A 19,492-nucleotide genomic window follows, 5' to 3' on the forward strand; every position below is an offset into this window, starting at 1 on the left:
ACGAATATTATTCTATTCAAACTTGAAAAATTGGAAAAGGTATTTTCACACCAAGTTCCCGAAAACCTAATAAAATACGTCGATGTATCTCATGACGTAATAACATACGATGATTCATTTCAGCTGCATAAATACGCAATTCAAATAACTGTACTCCCTTTTGTAAATCTACAAGAAAAGCTTCTGGATATGGATTCTCTAATACATATCGACATCCTTTTGCTGCCTTTAATAAAACCTGAGTTACTACTTCACTATTAGCATCCAATGAGACTGAAATATTTAACACTACCCTGGTAATAGAATCTGATAATGACCAATTAATAAACTGCTCAGTAAGAAATGACTTATTTGGAACAATAATCTCTTTATGATCCCAATCAGTAATAGTAGTTGCACGAGTATTAATACGAGTGATACTACCTGTTAGATCACGTATTGTAACAGTATCGCCAATACGAATTGGTTTTTCAAACAAAAGAATTAAACCAGATATAAAATTAGCAAAAATTTCTTGTAATCCAAAACCCAGTCCTACACTTAACCCAGCCACTAACCACTGTAACTTTGACCAATCAATTCCGATCAACGTAAAACCAGTTAGACTGCCAATTAAAACAATAAAATATTTAGTTAAAGTTGTAATAGCGTACCCTGTACCCGGCGTTAAACTAAGATGTTGCAACAATGCTAACTCTAATAAGGCTGGCATATTTCGAACCAACTGCGCTGTAATGATTAATACTAAAGTTGCATTCATTACTGACCCCAAAGTAATTGGTTGCGGTTTCTTCACTCCTTGCATTGTGGTGCTAACATCCCAAAGACGAATATTCTCTAAAAAACTAAAAGCAGAATGAATTTCTGACCATATTAAAATAACAGATACTAAAGCAACTAATGTTAAAAGAGAACGCACTAAACGTAATGATTGTGCACTAATGGCATCTAAATCAATACGAGGCTCTTCAACCTCTATATTATCAGAAACACTCTGTTGGAAGCCTAATTCCTCCTCATTGCGTGCACGGTAAGCAAGAATATCTGCGCGACGAGAACGCGCGCGATCAAAAGCAATACGCCGCCTCTGAATTAACATCCATCTCCGAATAATATAGTACATTACTAATAGCAAAAACCAGATAGCCAAAGAGGTTTCCAATCTAGCCAACAAAGCTTTAGACGTTTCAAGATAACCAACACACGAAGCTATAGCGGCCATAATCGGAATAGTAACCATTACATTCCATAAAATATTATTCATTACATTCTTGCTATTTCCATCTTTATCAAGGTATAGTGGAATACCAGCGTGTTTAAGACTCACCGTAACCAAACTTAATGCCCCACAAATTAGAATAAAACAAAAACGACCTAAAGTAGGAGAAAACTCACGATCTGATAAATTCTCAAAAGATATCAACATCATCATCAATGGAACTACTACTCCTATACACAATCTATAAAAACGCATCGCTAGAGCTACCCGATTTCTAGGCCAGCGAAAATGTACAATAAACAAACCCTTGCTTCGAGAAAAAGTATTACAGATCATAAAACCCCAAAGCAGGGGTACGCTAGCAGTTACACCATACCCAATTGCTATGGCAATTGGGTATGGCCAAGAATGCTGTAAACCATACCCTAATGCAGCAAAAAGCACTGGAAGAGGGAGAGCCACTAAAATTGACCAAAACACAGTTCGTATTGTTAAGCTAAACTGATCCTGAGTTACTTTTCCTACCTTTCTAGAAGCACAATCAAGAAAAACACAAAAATGACGATGCAAACTCACACTAAGACCAACTAATAAACTAGCTATAAATAGTGGAACTATTGTGTCCCGAGTTGTACACATCATTATCATCGCCCTGCTTAACTGACCGAAGGTGTCTAATGATAAAAGCCTCCTTAAGTCATATACTAATTCAATCGGGTATCTAAAATTTAATGCACTTATATCAGAAGTCCAGAACAAGTAACGATGACTAGCATCTTTAACCCTCTTTAACGCATCTATTAAATGAGTATTGCTGATATTTAATTTAGTTAATTCTAGAGAAAGAGCATCAGCGCTAGCTACTAAAGACATGAGAATCTTATGTTGGATTTTTAATTGAGTTGTTAATATATTTTTTTGTTCACTAGTCAAAATAAGAGGATCTCTCTCTTGTAGTAAAACCTTCTTCTCTAAAAGAGCTAGATAATATAAACGCTTAGCACGCAATTCAGCCATTTCGGTACCAAACTGTTGGGGTTTTGGCATTTTAGGAAGACGAGAAACTAGAGATCGGAGTGCTTCGCCAAGTGTATTCGAAATACTAATCCATTGAGATTGATCAATAATTGTAGCCAATACCTGACGAGCCTGAATAACTTGACGAGTAACAATAGTTTTTTGAACAAGAACTGTTTCCATGCGTTTTCGTTGTTTCTTTAGTTCCAATAAAAGCTCATGGTTTAAAGTTAACTGTGCACTAAGACTACGAGGTATATCATTATAATATTTTTCAGTTTTTCCGATAAAAGCTAATCCAGACTGAACAAAATTATAACGATCATAATATCGCTGACCAGATGACTCTCCTACTCTTGTATTACGAGTAATGAGTTTATAAAAAGAGGATTCAGCACTTACATGCTCTAAGTTATTATAATAAGAATATGGTACTTGGTCCAACTGAGATGAATCGAATCGAAACCGATTCGTGAAAGATTCTATATATTTACCTCCCCCCTGAGCTCTCTTATTCAAGAGAGAGAAAAAAAATATTTTCACATCACAATCTTTTTTATAGATATTTTGAAATTTTTTAATTTTATATGTATATAAATTTAATAAATAATCACGAATATTCCAAATATAATATCTTCTAATCTTTGTTTTCCATCTTCCCTCTAGATCTGAACTACTAATTTTTAAAATTTTTTGCTTACTATTCTTTTTGATTATCTCAACAGATACTTTCACGAGACTTACAGGATCTGTAGTAATCTTCTGTAGAAGATAGCCATGGATCGAAGGGGAAAACATAACTATGTTATTCCACTGTTGAACATAATTTATAGCTTTTTTGTATAGATCAAACCTACTAACTTTAATAACTAACTGGTTATTACTAATTATGATTTTATTACTACTATTTTTTCTGTAGTTTTCTTCTCCATGCATATATCCAACTTGAGTGATGTTAATTAATGCCATAACATTAAGTGGACAGAGAATACTACCTAGTAAAAATAGAATCAATACAAGCCGTAACATGTCTATCTCGTTATAGGCTTATAAAAATCTTCCGACTTATTATCTTCTATTATCACCTTAGCCATTGATTGACCAAGACGAGTTTGACTTCCTGGTATTAAATTTGTAACTATCTCAACTCTTCTGGGTGGAAATAAATTAATAACAGTAGATCCTAATTTAAAGTAACCCATCTCCTCACCCTTCAATAAGACTATTTGATCTGATTTCTTATTATTATCAGGCCAATGCCAATATTTTATAATACCTTGACGTGGAGGTGTTATTGCTCCCAACCAACTAATTTGAATGCTTCCTACAATAGAAGCACCAATTAAAATTTGTGCCATAGACCCAAAATTAGTATCAAAAAAACAAATCACTCTCTCATTACGTGCAAATAAATTAGGTATATGTTTTACCATTAAAGAGTTCAGCGAATAAAGCTCACCAGGGACATAAATCATCGTTCGTAAAATACCTGTACATGGCATATGAACACGATGATAATCTCCCGGTGCTAAATAAGTAGTAAGAAATTCTCCATTCTGAAATAAAGATGTCATCAGAGGATTACCTGCTAGCAAAGCTGAAAGCGAATAGGTATGACCTTTAGCTTGAAATAACTTGTCACCTTGAATAGAACCTAACTGACTAATACGACCATGAGCTGGAAAACATAATAATTTAGAATCAGTATCAATTAAATATAAATCATCACGTAATTTGCGTATAAAAAAATCATTAAAACTCAAGTAACTAGAAGTGTCAGGGTACTTAGCCTCTTCCATGTCTACCTTATAGTACCAAATAAAAGCGTTAATTATAGCTTTAGTCAGCCATCCACCATGTTTATTTGCTCCCCATCCTAATAATTCAGTCACAACTTGTTTAGGGACAAAACGATGTAAGATCAATTTTAAACGGTCTAACAAATTATCCTCCTTATGAAGTAAGACTATACGCTTCTTCAGAAGAAGATTATAACAGTCTATATCATGTGAAACCATAATAAGATTATATAATTTCTTTTACTTCCTAATATTTTCTTTATTCTTTAAAACAAATCGAGTGCTCTTCAAATTATCTTTAGATTAGCTACCTTATAGATAATAATTATTAATATACAGTACAGATTTATAATATTATTCTACTTTCAAATAAATAAACTATTAAATAAATATGATTTTTGTCATTTTAAAAAAATCCGATACCGAAAATAAATAAGAATCAATAAGCAATATTCACTTATATTCAATACAATTATATTTATATTCAAATACATTCACTGTTTCTTGAAATAAATTATTTAAGACAAAAAAGATTTTATCTTTTATTCTATAAATCTTGTATTAAAACGAAGAGACCTATGACAACTAACTATCTATTCTATCTTAAATAAGTTACAAGTATCTGATGTGTCCGCTCAAGAGAACCTGAAACTAATAATTCTTTTCAATAACATTAATCTAACTATATTGATTATCCGGCTCTGGAATCTAGATGTTATTAACTCTATTGGATAATAGAAGCTATGAGAATATTTATATACCTATTCTAATACAAAGATAATCTTATAACACTGCTATGATTGTATAAGACAACTATCCATGTACTATAAATTTAAAAAAAATAAAATTCATGTATAATAATAAAGGATGCTTGAATATTTATCCGAAGAGCTCTATCTTATTAAAGAATCATATTTACTATAGAAAATACATACTATCTTTATTATACCGATATATTCAGATTTATATAAAATAATCCTGCCATACGTTCAGTTAAAGGACAACTATGAGTAAAATCTATAAAGATAACTCTTTTACTATTGGGAACACACCCCTTATCCAATTAAACAGAATGGGTAATAGTCATATTTTAGTAAAAATTGAGTCTAGAAATCCTAGTTTTAGCGTAAAATGTCGTATTGGCGCTAACATGATTTGGGATGCAGAAAAACGCGGTATACTTCAAAAGGGAATAAATTTAATTGAACCCACTAGCGGTAATACTGGTATTGCCTTAGCTTATGTAGCAGCGGCTCGCGGATATAGCTTAACATTAACAATGCCAGACTCAATGAGCATTGAGCGCCGTAAGCTTTTAAGAGCATTAGGAGCTAATGTAGTACTTACTGCAGGAATTCATGGGATGAAGGGAGCGATTGATAAAGCTGAAGAAATTGTTGCCAGTGATCCAAAAAAATTCCTTCTTTTACAACAATTTACCAATCCAGCCAATCCAGAAATTCATGAAAAAACGACTGGACCAGAAATCTGGAAAGACACTAATGGACGAATAGATGTATTTATTGCAGGCGTTGGAACTGGTGGTACTTTAACTGGAGTTAGTCGTTACCTTAAGATTACTCAAGGAATAAAAAATCTCATTTCAGTTGCAGTAGAACCAGCTGACTCTGCCGTCATCTCTCAGACCCTAGAAGGGCAACAAATAAAACCTGGTCCACATAAAATTCAAGGTATTGGTGCTGGTTTTGTTCCAATGAATCTTGATCTTAATCTTATAGATCGCGTCATATCCATTACGAATGATGAGGCAATTACTAGCGCGCGTCTTTTAATGCTTCAAGAAGGTATTTTAGCTGGTATTTCTTCTGGAGCTGCTATTGCTGCAGCATTAAAATTACAAAAAGAAAATGATTTTAAAGAAAAAAACATCGTAGTTATCTTACCGTCTTCTGGGGAGCGTTACTTATCAACCTCCCTATTTGAGACCTACTCTGATGACCGCGATAACAACACAAACCTATATCTTTAATATTTAATAATGCTAAATCAATAATATTTCTATACTAAGTAAATTAATAAATTTATTTAAAATCATATATAGTTCTATATATTCTATTAATGCAGAATATTAAACCTTTTTCTATTAAAATAGAATTATATCTTGCTTTTGTATAATCAGAAAAACAAAATGTAAGGTTGTCAATAAAAAATAAAAATCTTACTTATAGTATTCAATTATTTATACTAATAAATAATCTAAAAGAGATGACTACATCAATGATGGTATCTCTTTTAGTCTAAAGGATAACATCCTGGATCCTTCTAGGATTAAATAAAAAAATATTCTCTTCCGATTAACTAAGTTATATATTATTCTAATATGATAAAATCATTTAAGTTTGAAATAAATAAAATAATGATAAATAAAACGAATAGTATCAATTTTTTAACTATAACAAACATATTGTAATAAGTTTATTACGATAAATAAAGAAGATCAGTGTCCATTATGACTAATACAATTTAACAGTGATGCTGATACCCAGATTTGAACTGGGGGCCTCACCCTTACCAAGGGTGTGCTCTACCTACTGAGCTATATCAGCAAGAATGGAGCGAATGACGGGAATCGAACCCGTATCATCAGCTTGGAAGGCTGAGGTAATGACCATTATACGACATCCGCATTTCTTTACTTCCTTTGAATCTAACTATAAATTATATTTATAAAAGATATAAAATACAAATGCTTACTGCTTCTTATTATTTTTTTTTAAATTTTTAATAAAAACCATATTTATTTAAAATTCTTTTTTATTTCTCAAATAAGTTTTTCTAATAAAAATTATAATTTCTATTCCAACTTATCAATGCACACCTAAAAGATGGTGGTGGGAGAAGGATTCGAACCTTCGAAGTCGATGACGACAGATTTACAGTCTGCTCCCTTTGGCCACTCGGGAATCCCACCAAAAGATTGAATGATGCCGGCTACCGGAATCGAACTGGTGACCTACTGATTACAAGTCAGTCGCTCTACCAACTGAGCTAAGCCGGCATTAACTAATACCTAGTTTAGAAAAAACGGAACCTAGATGCAACAGAAATTATAGTATTTTTATATTTATGTAACAAGTATTACAGAAAGTACGGAAATCATGTCTCAAAAGCAAAAATCAATCTCTCCAATCTCTATCGATTACATTAATCTCTATGATATAATTAATTTATTATAACAGTAGTAAATTAATCTATAAAATATTAAATGCCTAACATATAAGATAAAATCTTATATTTTATCCATATCGAATTTTCAGTAATAAGCAGTCCTGCATTACGTAAAACTTTTAATGGTATAAATTTCTTACTAAAAGTGTGGTATAAAAAATCCATCCCATTTTGCATAATCCAATTATCGCTCTGTCGTTTATATTGATAGGCTTCTAACACGTCTTTACCAAACCATTTAATCGCCTGCACTTTGGCCTTACTTAATATCTCAATTAAAGCTATAGCATCACGATAACCAAGGTTGACTCCTTGTCCAGCTAATGGATGTATAGTATGTGCGGCATCTCCCGCTAAAGCCAGACCAGGCAAGATATAATGTGTAACATAACTGCGTGTTAACAAAAAAGAAGAAGATAACACTGGAGTAACTCTTCCAAGTTGGAGAGGAAAATTACTGTGAATCTCGTGTTGTAATGCAAGCATACGCATAGACTGAAGATGTTGAATCCAATCAGGTTTATCATACCATACTAATGACGCCCAACAACCAAATAATGGCAAAAAAGCACGAGGTCCATGTGGAGTAAACTGCTGCCAAGCAAGATCCCCAGCTTGATCCTCACAATTTACACTAATTAGCATACAAGACTGCTTATATATCCAACTTTTCTTTCTAATTCCTGCCAATTTACAAATCTGTGAATCTGCTCCATCTACTCCTATTACCAATTGCGCCTGTAATTTGTCACCATTATTTAACAATAACTCCCATTGATTATTAACTCGATACATACTCTGTAAGAAAGCAGGACACAAAAGATATATATTCTCTTTCCATAGATGTTTCCACAATGCATATTGTAACACATGATTTTCCACCATGTATCCTAATTCAGGTAATCCTAATAATTTAGAATCAAATCTTAATTTTGTTTTTTGACACTCCCAAACTTCTTGTCTTCGATAAGGCGCACATCTCATCCTTAACACATCTTTCCATACTCCTAACTGTCTCAGGAATCTAATTGAAGCAGCATTAATTGCTGAAATACGTAGGTTTGGATGAGAATCAGGATCAAATAATAAGGGCTTCTGTTTTTCAAGAAGTGCAACCTCAAAACCATTTTTTGTAAGACCACAGGCTAATGCTGCACCGACCATGCCTCCACCAACTATTGCTACTTCAACTTTAAATTTAATGTTACTCATACTCTATTACCAAGAATTAAAAATAACAATTGATGAATATTTGATCTCTCAATGTAATTGACTACCCCAGAGAGTAGTATCTTAATACTCTCATCTTCTTTTACCTTATTCTTTATTTTACTAATATTTTTAGAATAAAAACATTATTAACAATTCAAACACTTCAGAATAAAATCGACTATCAATCAATGATTGTATTAATCAAATCGTTAATTTCAAATATATTTTATACCAAACAAGAGTGATTAAAAAATCTAGATTTAATCTATATCTATCTTAGAGTAATTCAATTATACAATTCTACTATTAAATCTATTATTCAATTATAGATGATCTAACACCACTTTAGATATTATGGTCACTCTATATTCCTAATTACACTAGATATTCTTATCCTAAATCTCATAAGATAGCGTATATTGATCGCTCTCTGATAAATATATATAACATATTACGCAATAATCTCTTTATCATATACATAAAACATACCATTTTCTTGTATCTAAGAATACAAATATAGACTACTATTATCATAATTATAGTATTACAGATAGAATGTGATTCTATCATGTTGACTATGGCGCTATAAATTAATAAATAATAGGTTTTTAGACAATCAACTAATAAATCTTTTATCAAATACCTAACATATAAGATATAAATCAGAATTCATTATTCTAACTTATATTAGAACTGTCATCATATAAAAATTAATTTTATCATAAATAATATAAATATATATCTTGCTTATACCCAATAAATTAAAAATATAAAATTACAATTAATCACTAATCTGTTGATAATATTTAACCATGCATTATATATTGAATTTTAAATACTTAGTAATATATCACTATTAATATTTTCAATGATCTTTCTTTGAAGGAAATCCATTTAATAATTATAAAAACTAAAATAGTGTACCTAGTATCTAGGTACATGCCATGTGCATATAACAAAAGGCAACAGTACCCTTTACTCTGTAATAATAAGGATTATAGCTTATATTAATAAATAGTATATATAAATAAATTTCTAGACAATCAGTTATATATTAAACATATAAAGATACACTGACTATCCTACTTCTAATCATGATAAAAGAAGACTTGAATTTACAATAGATAAAAGTCAAAATTATTATGAATATAACAAAAAGCAATTAGATGGTATCTATTATGATAGTTGTAAACAATTATCTTATAATAAGAAATCTAAATGAATCTAGTTTCAAATACGTAAAACTATTTAACATAAATCTTGACCTAAAAATTATATTAATGTAATGATAGTTATCATTTAGGTCACCAACTAGATCAAAATCAATTCAGGAGATTCAGAGATAGTATGAATAGTAAATTCATTGTTATCGAAGGTCTAGAGGGAGCAGGAAAAAGTACAGCATGTCGTAAAATTATAACTACACTTTATCAACATGGAATTAAAAACGTTATTTATACGCGTGAACCAGGCGGAACCCCCATAGCAGAACAGTTACGAACATTAATTCAACAAAAAAGAATATCAAAAGAAAAAATAACAGATTCTGCTGAATTATTAATGCTCTATGCGGCACGAATTCAACTAGTAGAAAATGTCATTAAACCAGCATTAGCAAACGGATCTTGGGTGATAGGAGATCGACATGATCTTTCATCACACGCTTATCAAGGGGGTGGCCGAAGAATTAAACATAATTTTATTCACTATCTTAAAAAGGAAATATTAGGTGATTTTTCACCAGATCTAACATTATATCTTGACATAACCCCTGAGATTAGTCTACAGAGAACTCGTAACCGTGGATTTCTAGATCGCATTGAGCTAGAAAATCTTAGTTTTTTTACTCGAACTCGAAACCGATACCTCAAATTAGCTTTGGAAGATAAACGAATTAAAATTATTGATGCCACTCAAAAACCACAAAAAGTGACTTATGAATTAAATAAAACAATAACTCAATGGTTGAAACAATCTTGCATATTTTAATCTAAACTATAAATGTATAAAATATTAAATAATTACATAAAATTAAATTAATTCTATCTTTTAAATGTATTCAACTGAATATAATAAAACTATTTATATTTAAAAATTGAAATAAATGAAAAAATAAAGAACATATTCCTTCACTTTACTTAAAACACAAAAAATTTTCCACCCTTCTAACTAAAAATGATTTCATAAAAGAATTAAAAACATGGAATATACACTTGGCTCTCTTCACAAAAAAGAGAAGATTATTTCATAAAAACAATTAATATTTGCAGTATCATTATTTGAAGTCTTAAAATATATTAAGAAATTTCTTTAACCCATATATTGTCTTTTTTAAATAAAATATAAGTTTTCAATAAATCTAAATTTATTTTTATCAATAATTGTAATTATTACATGAAAAAATGGAATTATACGAAATCTATAAAATAATATAATCTATAATATCTAAATATTCAATCCAAATGACTATCAATTTAAGAATACTTCTTCTATATAATACAACTCATAAAATTCCAGACTAATAATATAGATTATATTATTTTTAAATAAAAAGGAACCCTGACAGTGACTTCCCAAATTAAGTTAATTGTTGGTCTTGCTAATCCTGGCGCACTTTATTCTGGTACACGGCATAATACTGGAGCTTGGTATGTAGAATTTTTAGCTCAACGTTATAATGCAACCTTACAAGAAAACCGAAAATTTTTTGGCTACACCTCTCGTATTAGCATTGATAATAAAAACTTAAGACTTCTGATTCCTACAACCTTTATGAATCATAGTGGTACATCCGTCTTTGCTATGGCAAAATTTTTTCGTATTATGAATGAAGAAATATTAGTAGCACATGATGATATTAACCTCCCTGTTGGTATCGCTAAATTCAAAAATAATGGACATTATGGTAGTCATAACGGTTTAAAAGATATAAATATTAAATTAGGTCAAACAAGCAATTTCCACCGACTAAGCATTGGTGTTGGACATCCAGGTGATCGCAATAAAGTAGTAAAATTTGTATTAGATCCACCCCTTAAAGAAGAAAAACAAAAAATTATCGACGTTATCCATGAAGCAACTGTATGTACTGAGTTATGGTTCAAACACACTTATTTAGAAGCAATGAACCGTTTACATAATTTTCAAGTAATCTAATACATGATATTTAGTTAGTGGTATTTGCAAAATTATGATATAGGTTAAATAGTTATTTTTATATATAGAATATTTTATATCTTTTAGTTCGTTTCAACATGAAGATTAGGTCACACTAAAAAAATTATCACACTATTTCTACTTGGTATATTTAATAAAAAAACTAATATAAGTGATTACAACACTGAAAACTAGAATCCAATCCATAACTAATCAAACATTACCATCAATCATCCTACTAAAAGTTAGAAAATTTTATACACTTCTCTTATATATGAATTCAGTCATCCTAATCTTGTATTTTTTATAAAAAATACAAGATGGATATTTTTTAGATAAAGAAAATAAGTACTGAGTAAACCAAAACAAAAAATACTAATTAAACTTTAATATTTATTGAAATATTGATGGAAATAAAATATCTATTGTATTTCTTAAAATCTAACTCAAATAAATTCATCTTATTTATTAATAAACACTACAACCCTATACCTAAATTAAAATCGTTTTAATAAAATTAGTTACAATAATCAACTCTATAAACATAAGATAAATAGAATACTATATATAAAAATATAACTCAATTAGATTCATATTTCTTATTATTATAAGAACTTCATTATGAGTTTTATAATTCATACTATATATATTTATAATATTTTATATATCTAACTATTGCTTCTTACTTAGATTAAAAAAAAGAATACATAATTCTTCCTTGCGATATTAATTGATATATAACCATTAAATACACTATCAAATAAATGTTACTAATCAAAACTAAAATACAGTCAACTAGACTATTATTTATCTTTAATTATTGTTAATAAAAAATATGGATCATCTAAAATATAACCAAAAATTTATCCAAACTGACATCGATAGGAAATTAATGGAACATTCATCTTATCAATATACAAGAATAACTACAATAAAGATGTTTTATATAGAGAATTATAGTAACGAGATTTATAAATAACATAGTTCGTTTTAATCTTATTATACTCCTTAGTCACCTATTGTAAATATTACACACATAAAAGATATTCAGATTATCTTCATATCACACAAAAACATCTTAGAAAAATAAATACTATAAACCATATAAATATATATAGAAAATTTACTAACTAATGTTTTGTTTATAAAGGCAATAAAATATTAACTAGTATAATATATCTATCTTAAAAAATTAAATTAATATAAATAAACACACTAACTTTAAGTTAGTAATCTATATTTATTTTTACTAGTGCATATATATTATGCTGATAAAATGTAAATCAATTAAAATAAGAATAAAATTAGTCTAATATCGTTTTTATAAATAGAAACAATATATGTAAATATCCTATATATTGATTTCCATAATTTATCTTATTCACTTTCTAATGATTAGCTATTTTCTAGCTATCCTCTTATAATCTTAATTTATATCTTTTTTATTAGAAACAATCCTTCTGATACTAATTTATAAGTTAGCTCTTTATCTAATATTCCTTAAAGAAACAATACAGATTGTATCTAATGGGGAAATCAATTAGTAATAGCTCAAGTATTCAAATAATAAAAACTAATCTATTTCTACACCTACATAAACATTCATGATTAAATGCCATGTATCAGTTCTAAGTCTATAGATATAGATATATCTATAGATTATTCTTCGTTATCCACTAAATTAAATTTGAATTAACCAATTAAATCCTACCTACTAAATATATTCTTCTAATTAAGTCCTAACAATTACAAAATAAAATTAAGATAAAATGATCATAAAACTGAGTATAAACCACTATTAAAGATAATAATAACTATATTTCTATCTGTATTAATGAGATCTAATAAAAATTAATACTCTTTAGCTTATATGCTACATATAATAGATTTATGTCAAACTAAAATCTCTACAACTATATTAATCTAATTTTTATGTACAATTTATAACATAGATAAACTATTAAACTCAATATTAAAGAAGAAAAGCAAAATTTAAATACAATAAATACAGTTTTAAACGTCGTTAATACCTTCTACCTTTTATATTTAACTCACCTAATGTGCACATAAATAAATGTAAGTATACGAATAAATACTATAATAATATTATATCATGACTAGCCTAACGTAACGAATTTGATATTCCATGAGTTACTCATATATATAAAATATGATTCTAAAAATAGAAAATAAAGATCCTATTTTTATAAAACCACCTTACCTGGATTATTCTAAAATCAAAATTCCATTCAATTAGTTTTGATCTCAATTATAGAAATATAATTTAATACGTAGCTACAAATTAATGATAAAATATAGAAAATTTCTGTAAAATAACAAATATTTACTAAATACTAACATTAACTCTATTTTTATATCTAAATCACATATATATGATATGATTTTTAAAAATCAGTATATTAATACTATTAGATAAAATATAAAATAGATAATAAATATATTATTTTTTAATATCTAAAACAATAGATACAACTATGTCATTTGATCTATCTATTTATACTAATAAAAAATATAATTTCACAGATAACTTGTTAACTATAACTTATTAACTATACTGAATGAATTATCCATCAGATAAAATAAAAAAATTTACTAAATAAAAAGTTATTTAAAATAATCTTATTATATCCAAATTTTATAGTTGAATGCTGTAATGGGATGAACTTTTTATAAAAACTATTAATAAATGACTATTGATTGTACATCTAATACCACTACTTTAAAGTATAATGAAATTATATGTCCCTATTAATTCTATATCTACAGAATCACATTCACATTAACTACATTAGACATTGTCTTCATCTTCTATAAATTAATTTTCCAAAATAACTATAGCGCAAGTATAATACCGTTCATCAGATAACGTAAGGTGAACATGCTCTACTAGCAATCTCCTTGCCATTATTTTTGCATTATCTAAAAAATATAACAATGGTTTACCTAGTTTATCATGACAAACCTCAAATTGATTAAATGCTATACAATCTTGCATACCTGTACCAAAAGCTTTAGATGCTGCTTCTTTAACAGCTAAGCGTTTAGCTAAAAAACGCTCTGGTTTATAATGTTCTTGATATTGCATCCATTCAGATTCACTAAGGATACGGCGTGCTAAACGATCACCTTTCCTAGCAATTACTTTGTATACACGAACAATCTCCACAATATCTATTCCAATACCAAGAATAGCCATAAACCATCCTTACGCGGTCACGTCTTTGACTTATAAATCTAGTAAATTATTACCAAATATATCAAATACAACATATATATTATCTTTATATTTTATAAAATATCTTAATTATATGCTCCTATTCTATCAGAAAATACCTAACACCTCTCAAATAATATCTAAATTATAATCGATATGCTCTACCTACCCATTTATAGTTATAGAAACTAAATGAGATATATCAAAATTTAATAATACAGCTGGTATTAAATAATATAGATAAAATAAAATATTAAAAACATTTTTATATTTGATAAAATATTCTAATACATTAATATAGGTCTGGTGTTAATCCTTCAATCTTATAAAATCTACGATAAACATAATTACTTTACAATCTATTGTCATACTACATGTATATTAGTTTATTTCAAAGATCATACACATTTTATCTCATCTTGTTTCTTCTCTTTATATGATTTGAATTAAGTTTTTTAAATTATCAAAATTCTAGCATATAATAAATAGTATTATTTAATGAATCTAAGTTATAATAATATCCATACTTTATAACGAATAAAAAAGAATATTATTCTCCATAACGAGATTAACACTAATCTAAATAAAAAGTATTTACTTCTGCTATCATTTATAAAATTGTCTTATTTTTTATCATAGATTAAAATAATCTGATCAACGGATCAGATCTATTACTCGTATAACTTATTATAAAATAGATATGCTAAAGCTCTTCTATCCATTATTGATCAATAAAATTGAAATAATACGTCATATTAACTAGTTATACTATAAATAAATCTAATTACATACCATACTAGAAATAAATTATACTTATTCATACGAAATAATAATAATTAGATTCCATTGTATTTTTTAATTTTGAACAAATCTTTATTTTAAAAAAATTTTTTTATACAACAGTAAAATATTCTGACTTATCCATTATTATCTTATACACTGAATTTAAAAAATATCATTCTTATGAATAACGTATAATTTTTACTTATACTATATAATATAGTTGGTGCTAGAATAGAGATTGTGTCATAACCTCTCTCTCGTAGAAATAGAATTAACATCCTATTCAAATATATTTTTGAAATTTTTTAAAAAATTATATTATTAATCTAAGCTTATGCACTTAAAATTATTGTAGTCTATAAAACATTCTTAATGATATCTCTCAACATATATTATGAGATAATATATAAATTTATATTATTATAAAAGTTATTCTTATTCTTATAAGAATCAAACATTCAAAAACTATAAATCTACAAGTTAAATCAAGAATAGATTTAATCTCTATAATCATTAATATTGAATTTTAAATATGATAATATTATTCAACATATTAATTATTAAACATATTAATCATTTCTATTTTATATAAATCTTATCTATAAAACTTAATATTTCATTTAATTATCTATCAGATAATTATATTATTTTCTTCAATTAACATTACATCCTATCCTCTCTAATATAAAAATACTTATCTGTGATAATAGATTTAAATTAAACAATATAATACTGTTTAATATAGAATAGATTTAATCTTTTATAACAATATTATATATATTAACATAATAAACAACGACATCTTCTAATTTAAATACATTAACTATATAAAAATAGACTATTCAATAAATAAATATTTACAACATCATTGATGATAAGTAATTAATTTAAATCTAAAGAAAAAGGTGTAAAAATAAAACATATATTATTTAATAATTTTTCTTTGTTTATCAGAAAAAATAATTTTTATTAATGAGTATTATATAAAATCACACCGTATTTTTAGTAAAAATTAAAATTTTAAATTTAAAGAACTGCTCTTAATTAAGAATCATTTTATTGTAAAACTTAAACCAATATCTAAAATATTGAAATAGACTGATAAAATATATGTAGCAAAAAATAGATCATACAAAACATAGAAAAAATCTTGCGACTGAAATATAGAAATATTCAGAATTAATATTTCTATAAACTATATCCAATATATCTCAATATAGAAGATAATTAAATCTTATCTAACAAAGAATAACATATAACCTTGATCAATTTATAATTATACTAAAAATCATTTTCTTATCTCATTTTGAGTATTTAGGTTATTTTAATCTTAAGTTTTACTGATAATCTATTACACCAATTAAAGTTATAAGAATAATAATATATATTAATATAATTGTATTGGCATAACTTACTCTAGTTTTCACATAACTCACACAATCAATATCAAGTAATCTTCGTCCTATCTTATCCGTATTAAAATAATAGTAACTATAATTACTATTTTTACACTGGAATCAAATTCCAAGATCTATAATAACTAATTAATAGATTATTAAATCATAAATTTATAAAATTTTAACTACCTCTCTAAGCAGTATAACCAGATCGCCCCAAAAATCTGTAATAACTTATCAACATAAAATCGTTCTTCATGTTCGATCAATTCAAAAATTAAAAATCTTCTAATAATAAGATGCTTATTATTTTTAATAAAATAAAATACATAGTATATACATTATAAAACATAAACAAATCTGATATTTATCAGACTATACTCAATAATATTTATTTTACCAATATAAAAATAAAATTAAGAAGAACCTCTCCTATATAGTTCTAAAAATGTTATAAACTTAAATTAATGAGAATATACATTAAGACAATACATAGTTAAGAATAGTTCAGTATCTGAGATACCCTGTGTCTTATTCATATTTATTTCTCAAATCAATCACGTATACCTATATATTAACATATAGGAGTATAATAGAAAAAACTTAAACATCATTAAAATCTTCTAAAAACAATAAATATGACTATCTACTAAAAAATTAATCAACCAGAGCATTGTATGTAATTAGCATGAAAGAAAATCTAGACAATGCTAAAAGCTCTTTTAAGAAAATTAAATATTAGGATATTATAGTATGAAAAAATCTCATGATTATCATGTAATTGTTATTGGATCAGGCCCTGGTGGTGAAGGTGCTGCAATGGGTCTTGTCAAGCAAGGAGCGCATATTGCAGTAATTGAACGCTATCAGAATATTGGTGGGGGCTGCACACATTGGGGGACCATTCCTTCAAAAGCACTTCGTCATGCTGTAAGTCGTATTATTGAATTTAACCAAAATCCTCTCTATAGCGATCAAACTCAACTTCTTCGTTATTCTTTCTCTGAAATTTTACATCATACTGTTAATGTAATTAACCAACAAACTAATGTACGGCAAGGATTTTATGAACGTAACCACTGCGACATTTTTCAAGGAAGCGCTCATTTTATTGATAACCATACAATTGAAATATTAATTCCTGATGGAAGTACAGAAAGACTGACAGCTAAACAATTTGTTCTTGCATGTGGTTCACGGCCTTATCATCCACCTGATATTGACTTTACTAATCAACGAATTTACGATAGTGACTCTATTCTTAACCTGCAACACGATCTTAATCACGTTATTATTTACGGTGCCGGAGTAATTGGTTGTGAGTATGCTTCAATTTTTCGAGGACTCTCTATTAAAGTTGATTTAATTAATACTCGTAATCGTCTTCTGGAATTCTTAGATCAAGAAATGTCCGATTCTCTCTCATATCATCTCTGGAATAATGGAGTCGTAATTCGACCTAATGAAGAGCTTAAAAAAATTGAAAGAGTACCTAATGGAGTTATTGTGCATCTAGAATCAGGGAAAAAAATAAAAGCAGGATGCCTTCTATATGCTAATGGTCGATCAGGTAACACGAACTCCTTATCTTTAAGCAATGCGGGTCTCGTAGCGGATGCACGGGGAATTTTAAAAGTCAATCATCTATATCAGACAGCACAACCTCATATCTACGCAGTAGGAGATGTTATTGGTTATCCCAGTCTAGCTTCATCCGCATATGACCAAGGACGTCTTGCTGCTCAAGCAATGATAAAAGGAGAAATTGTATCAAATGTAAATAAAGATATTCCAACCGGAATATATACTATTCCAGAAATTAGCTCTATTGGTCAAACTGAACAAAAATTAACAGCTATGAAAATTCCCTATGAAGTAGGAAGAGCACAGTTTAAACATCTTGCACGTGCACAAATAATTGGCATGAGCGTAGGAAGTTTAAAAATACTTTTTCATAGAGAGACCAAAGAAATTCTAGGAATTCACTGCTTTGGTGAACGAGCAGCCGAAATAATCCATATAGGACAAGCTATCATGGAGCAAAAAAATGGTGGCAATACACTTGAATACTTTGTTAACACAACATTCAATTACCCAACAATGGCGGAAGCCTATCGGGTTGCTGCACTTAATGGTATTAATCGATTATTTTAATTATTCATTACTAACAAGATGTATCAATAAGCTATTACTTTATCTGTCTAATATCAGAGATATTATACTTTTCACCTGACTAATGAAAAACATATTACCATAGATCTATTTCTAAGTATTAGAGATTTACTTAATAGAGTAAAACCTATAATAGAGTATTCCTGTAGTTATAGATTCTACGCACTACCTAATTCAAATATTTCTAATATAAGATGTCTTATCTAATACAATTTCCCAATCTTGTATAGCCTAAAACATGTTCTTATTAGAAATATTGATAAAACTAATAAATCAATAATTTTACGTAAAAAATCAGTTTTTAATCTTTGTT

At 27.9% G+C, this 19,492-nt stretch carries 7 protein-coding genes, 4 tRNA genes and 1 pseudogene; 4 read left to right on the forward strand and 8 right to left on the reverse strand.

What is annotated here, in order from left to right; translation table 11 throughout:
• Positions 1-19 precede the first annotated feature (19 nt).
• Positions 20-3,265 (reverse strand): annotated as a pseudogene (gene mscM, locus ERCIPICE3303_RS02090) (miniconductance mechanosensitive channel MscM); the annotation flags it as partial.
• Positions 3,266-3,267: 2 nt separating this feature from the next.
• The gene (asd, locus tag ERCIPICE3303_RS02095) at positions 3,268-4,179 is read right to left on the reverse strand and encodes an archaetidylserine decarboxylase (RefSeq protein WP_157991080.1); all 912 of its coding nucleotides are present in this window, start codon (positions 4,177-4,179) and stop codon (positions 3,268-3,270) included.
• Positions 4,180-5,041: 862 nt separating this feature from the next.
• On the opposite strand from asd, the gene cysK reads away from it, so the two are divergent.
• Entirely contained in the window at positions 5,042-6,025 is a 984-nt protein-coding gene (gene cysK, locus ERCIPICE3303_RS02100; protein ID WP_157991081.1) for a cysteine synthase A, read from the forward strand.
• Positions 6,026-6,529: 504 nt separating this feature from the next.
• Here cysK and ERCIPICE3303_RS02105 read toward each other — a convergent pair.
• The 5 genes from ERCIPICE3303_RS02105 to ERCIPICE3303_RS02125 form a co-directional block, all read right to left on the reverse strand.
• Positions 6,530-6,602: transfer RNA gene (locus ERCIPICE3303_RS02105), tRNA-Thr, on the reverse strand.
• Positions 6,603-6,607: 5 nt separating this feature from the next.
• Positions 6,608-6,682: transfer RNA gene (locus tag ERCIPICE3303_RS02110), tRNA-Gly, on the reverse strand.
• Between the two features lie 200 nt (positions 6,683-6,882).
• Positions 6,883-6,967, reverse strand: a tRNA-Tyr gene (locus ERCIPICE3303_RS02115).
• A 14-nt stretch (positions 6,968-6,981) separates the two neighbouring features.
• Positions 6,982-7,054: transfer RNA gene (locus ERCIPICE3303_RS02120), tRNA-Thr, on the reverse strand.
• Positions 7,055-7,257: 203 nt separating this feature from the next.
• The gene (locus tag ERCIPICE3303_RS02125) at positions 7,258-8,436 is read right to left on the reverse strand and encodes an FAD-dependent monooxygenase (RefSeq protein WP_157991082.1); all 1,179 of its coding nucleotides are present in this window, start codon (positions 8,434-8,436) and stop codon (positions 7,258-7,260) included.
• A 1,347-nt stretch (positions 8,437-9,783) separates the two neighbouring features.
• On the opposite strand from ERCIPICE3303_RS02125, the gene tmk reads away from it, so the two are divergent.
• On the forward strand, positions 9,784-10,425 hold the full coding sequence (gene tmk / locus ERCIPICE3303_RS02130; protein ID WP_157991083.1) for a dTMP kinase: 642 nt from the start codon (positions 9,784-9,786) through the stop codon (positions 10,423-10,425).
• A 576-nt stretch (positions 10,426-11,001) separates the two neighbouring features.
• Positions 11,002-11,592 (forward strand): aminoacyl-tRNA hydrolase, encoded by a 591-nt coding sequence (pth, locus tag ERCIPICE3303_RS02135; protein WP_157991084.1) that lies wholly within the window; start codon positions 11,002-11,004, stop codon positions 11,590-11,592.
• 2,836 nt (positions 11,593-14,428) lie between these two features.
• On the opposite strand, the gene acpS is transcribed toward pth, so the two are convergent.
• On the reverse strand, positions 14,429-14,809 hold the full coding sequence (gene acpS, locus ERCIPICE3303_RS02140; RefSeq protein ID WP_157991085.1) for a holo-ACP synthase: 381 nt from the start codon (positions 14,807-14,809) through the stop codon (positions 14,429-14,431).
• Positions 14,810-17,760: 2,951 nt separating this feature from the next.
• On the opposite strand from acpS, the gene sthA reads away from it, so the two are divergent.
• On the forward strand, positions 17,761-19,161 hold the full coding sequence (sthA, locus tag ERCIPICE3303_RS02145; protein WP_157991086.1) for a Si-specific NAD(P)(+) transhydrogenase: 1,401 nt from the start codon (positions 17,761-17,763) through the stop codon (positions 19,159-19,161).
• The last annotated feature ends 331 nt before the right edge of the window (positions 19,162-19,492 follow it).

The sequence above is a fragment of the Candidatus Erwinia haradaeae genome (assembly GCF_900699015.1).
Lineage (GTDB): Bacteria > Pseudomonadota > Gammaproteobacteria > Enterobacterales > Enterobacteriaceae > Erwinia_E > Erwinia_E haradaeae_E.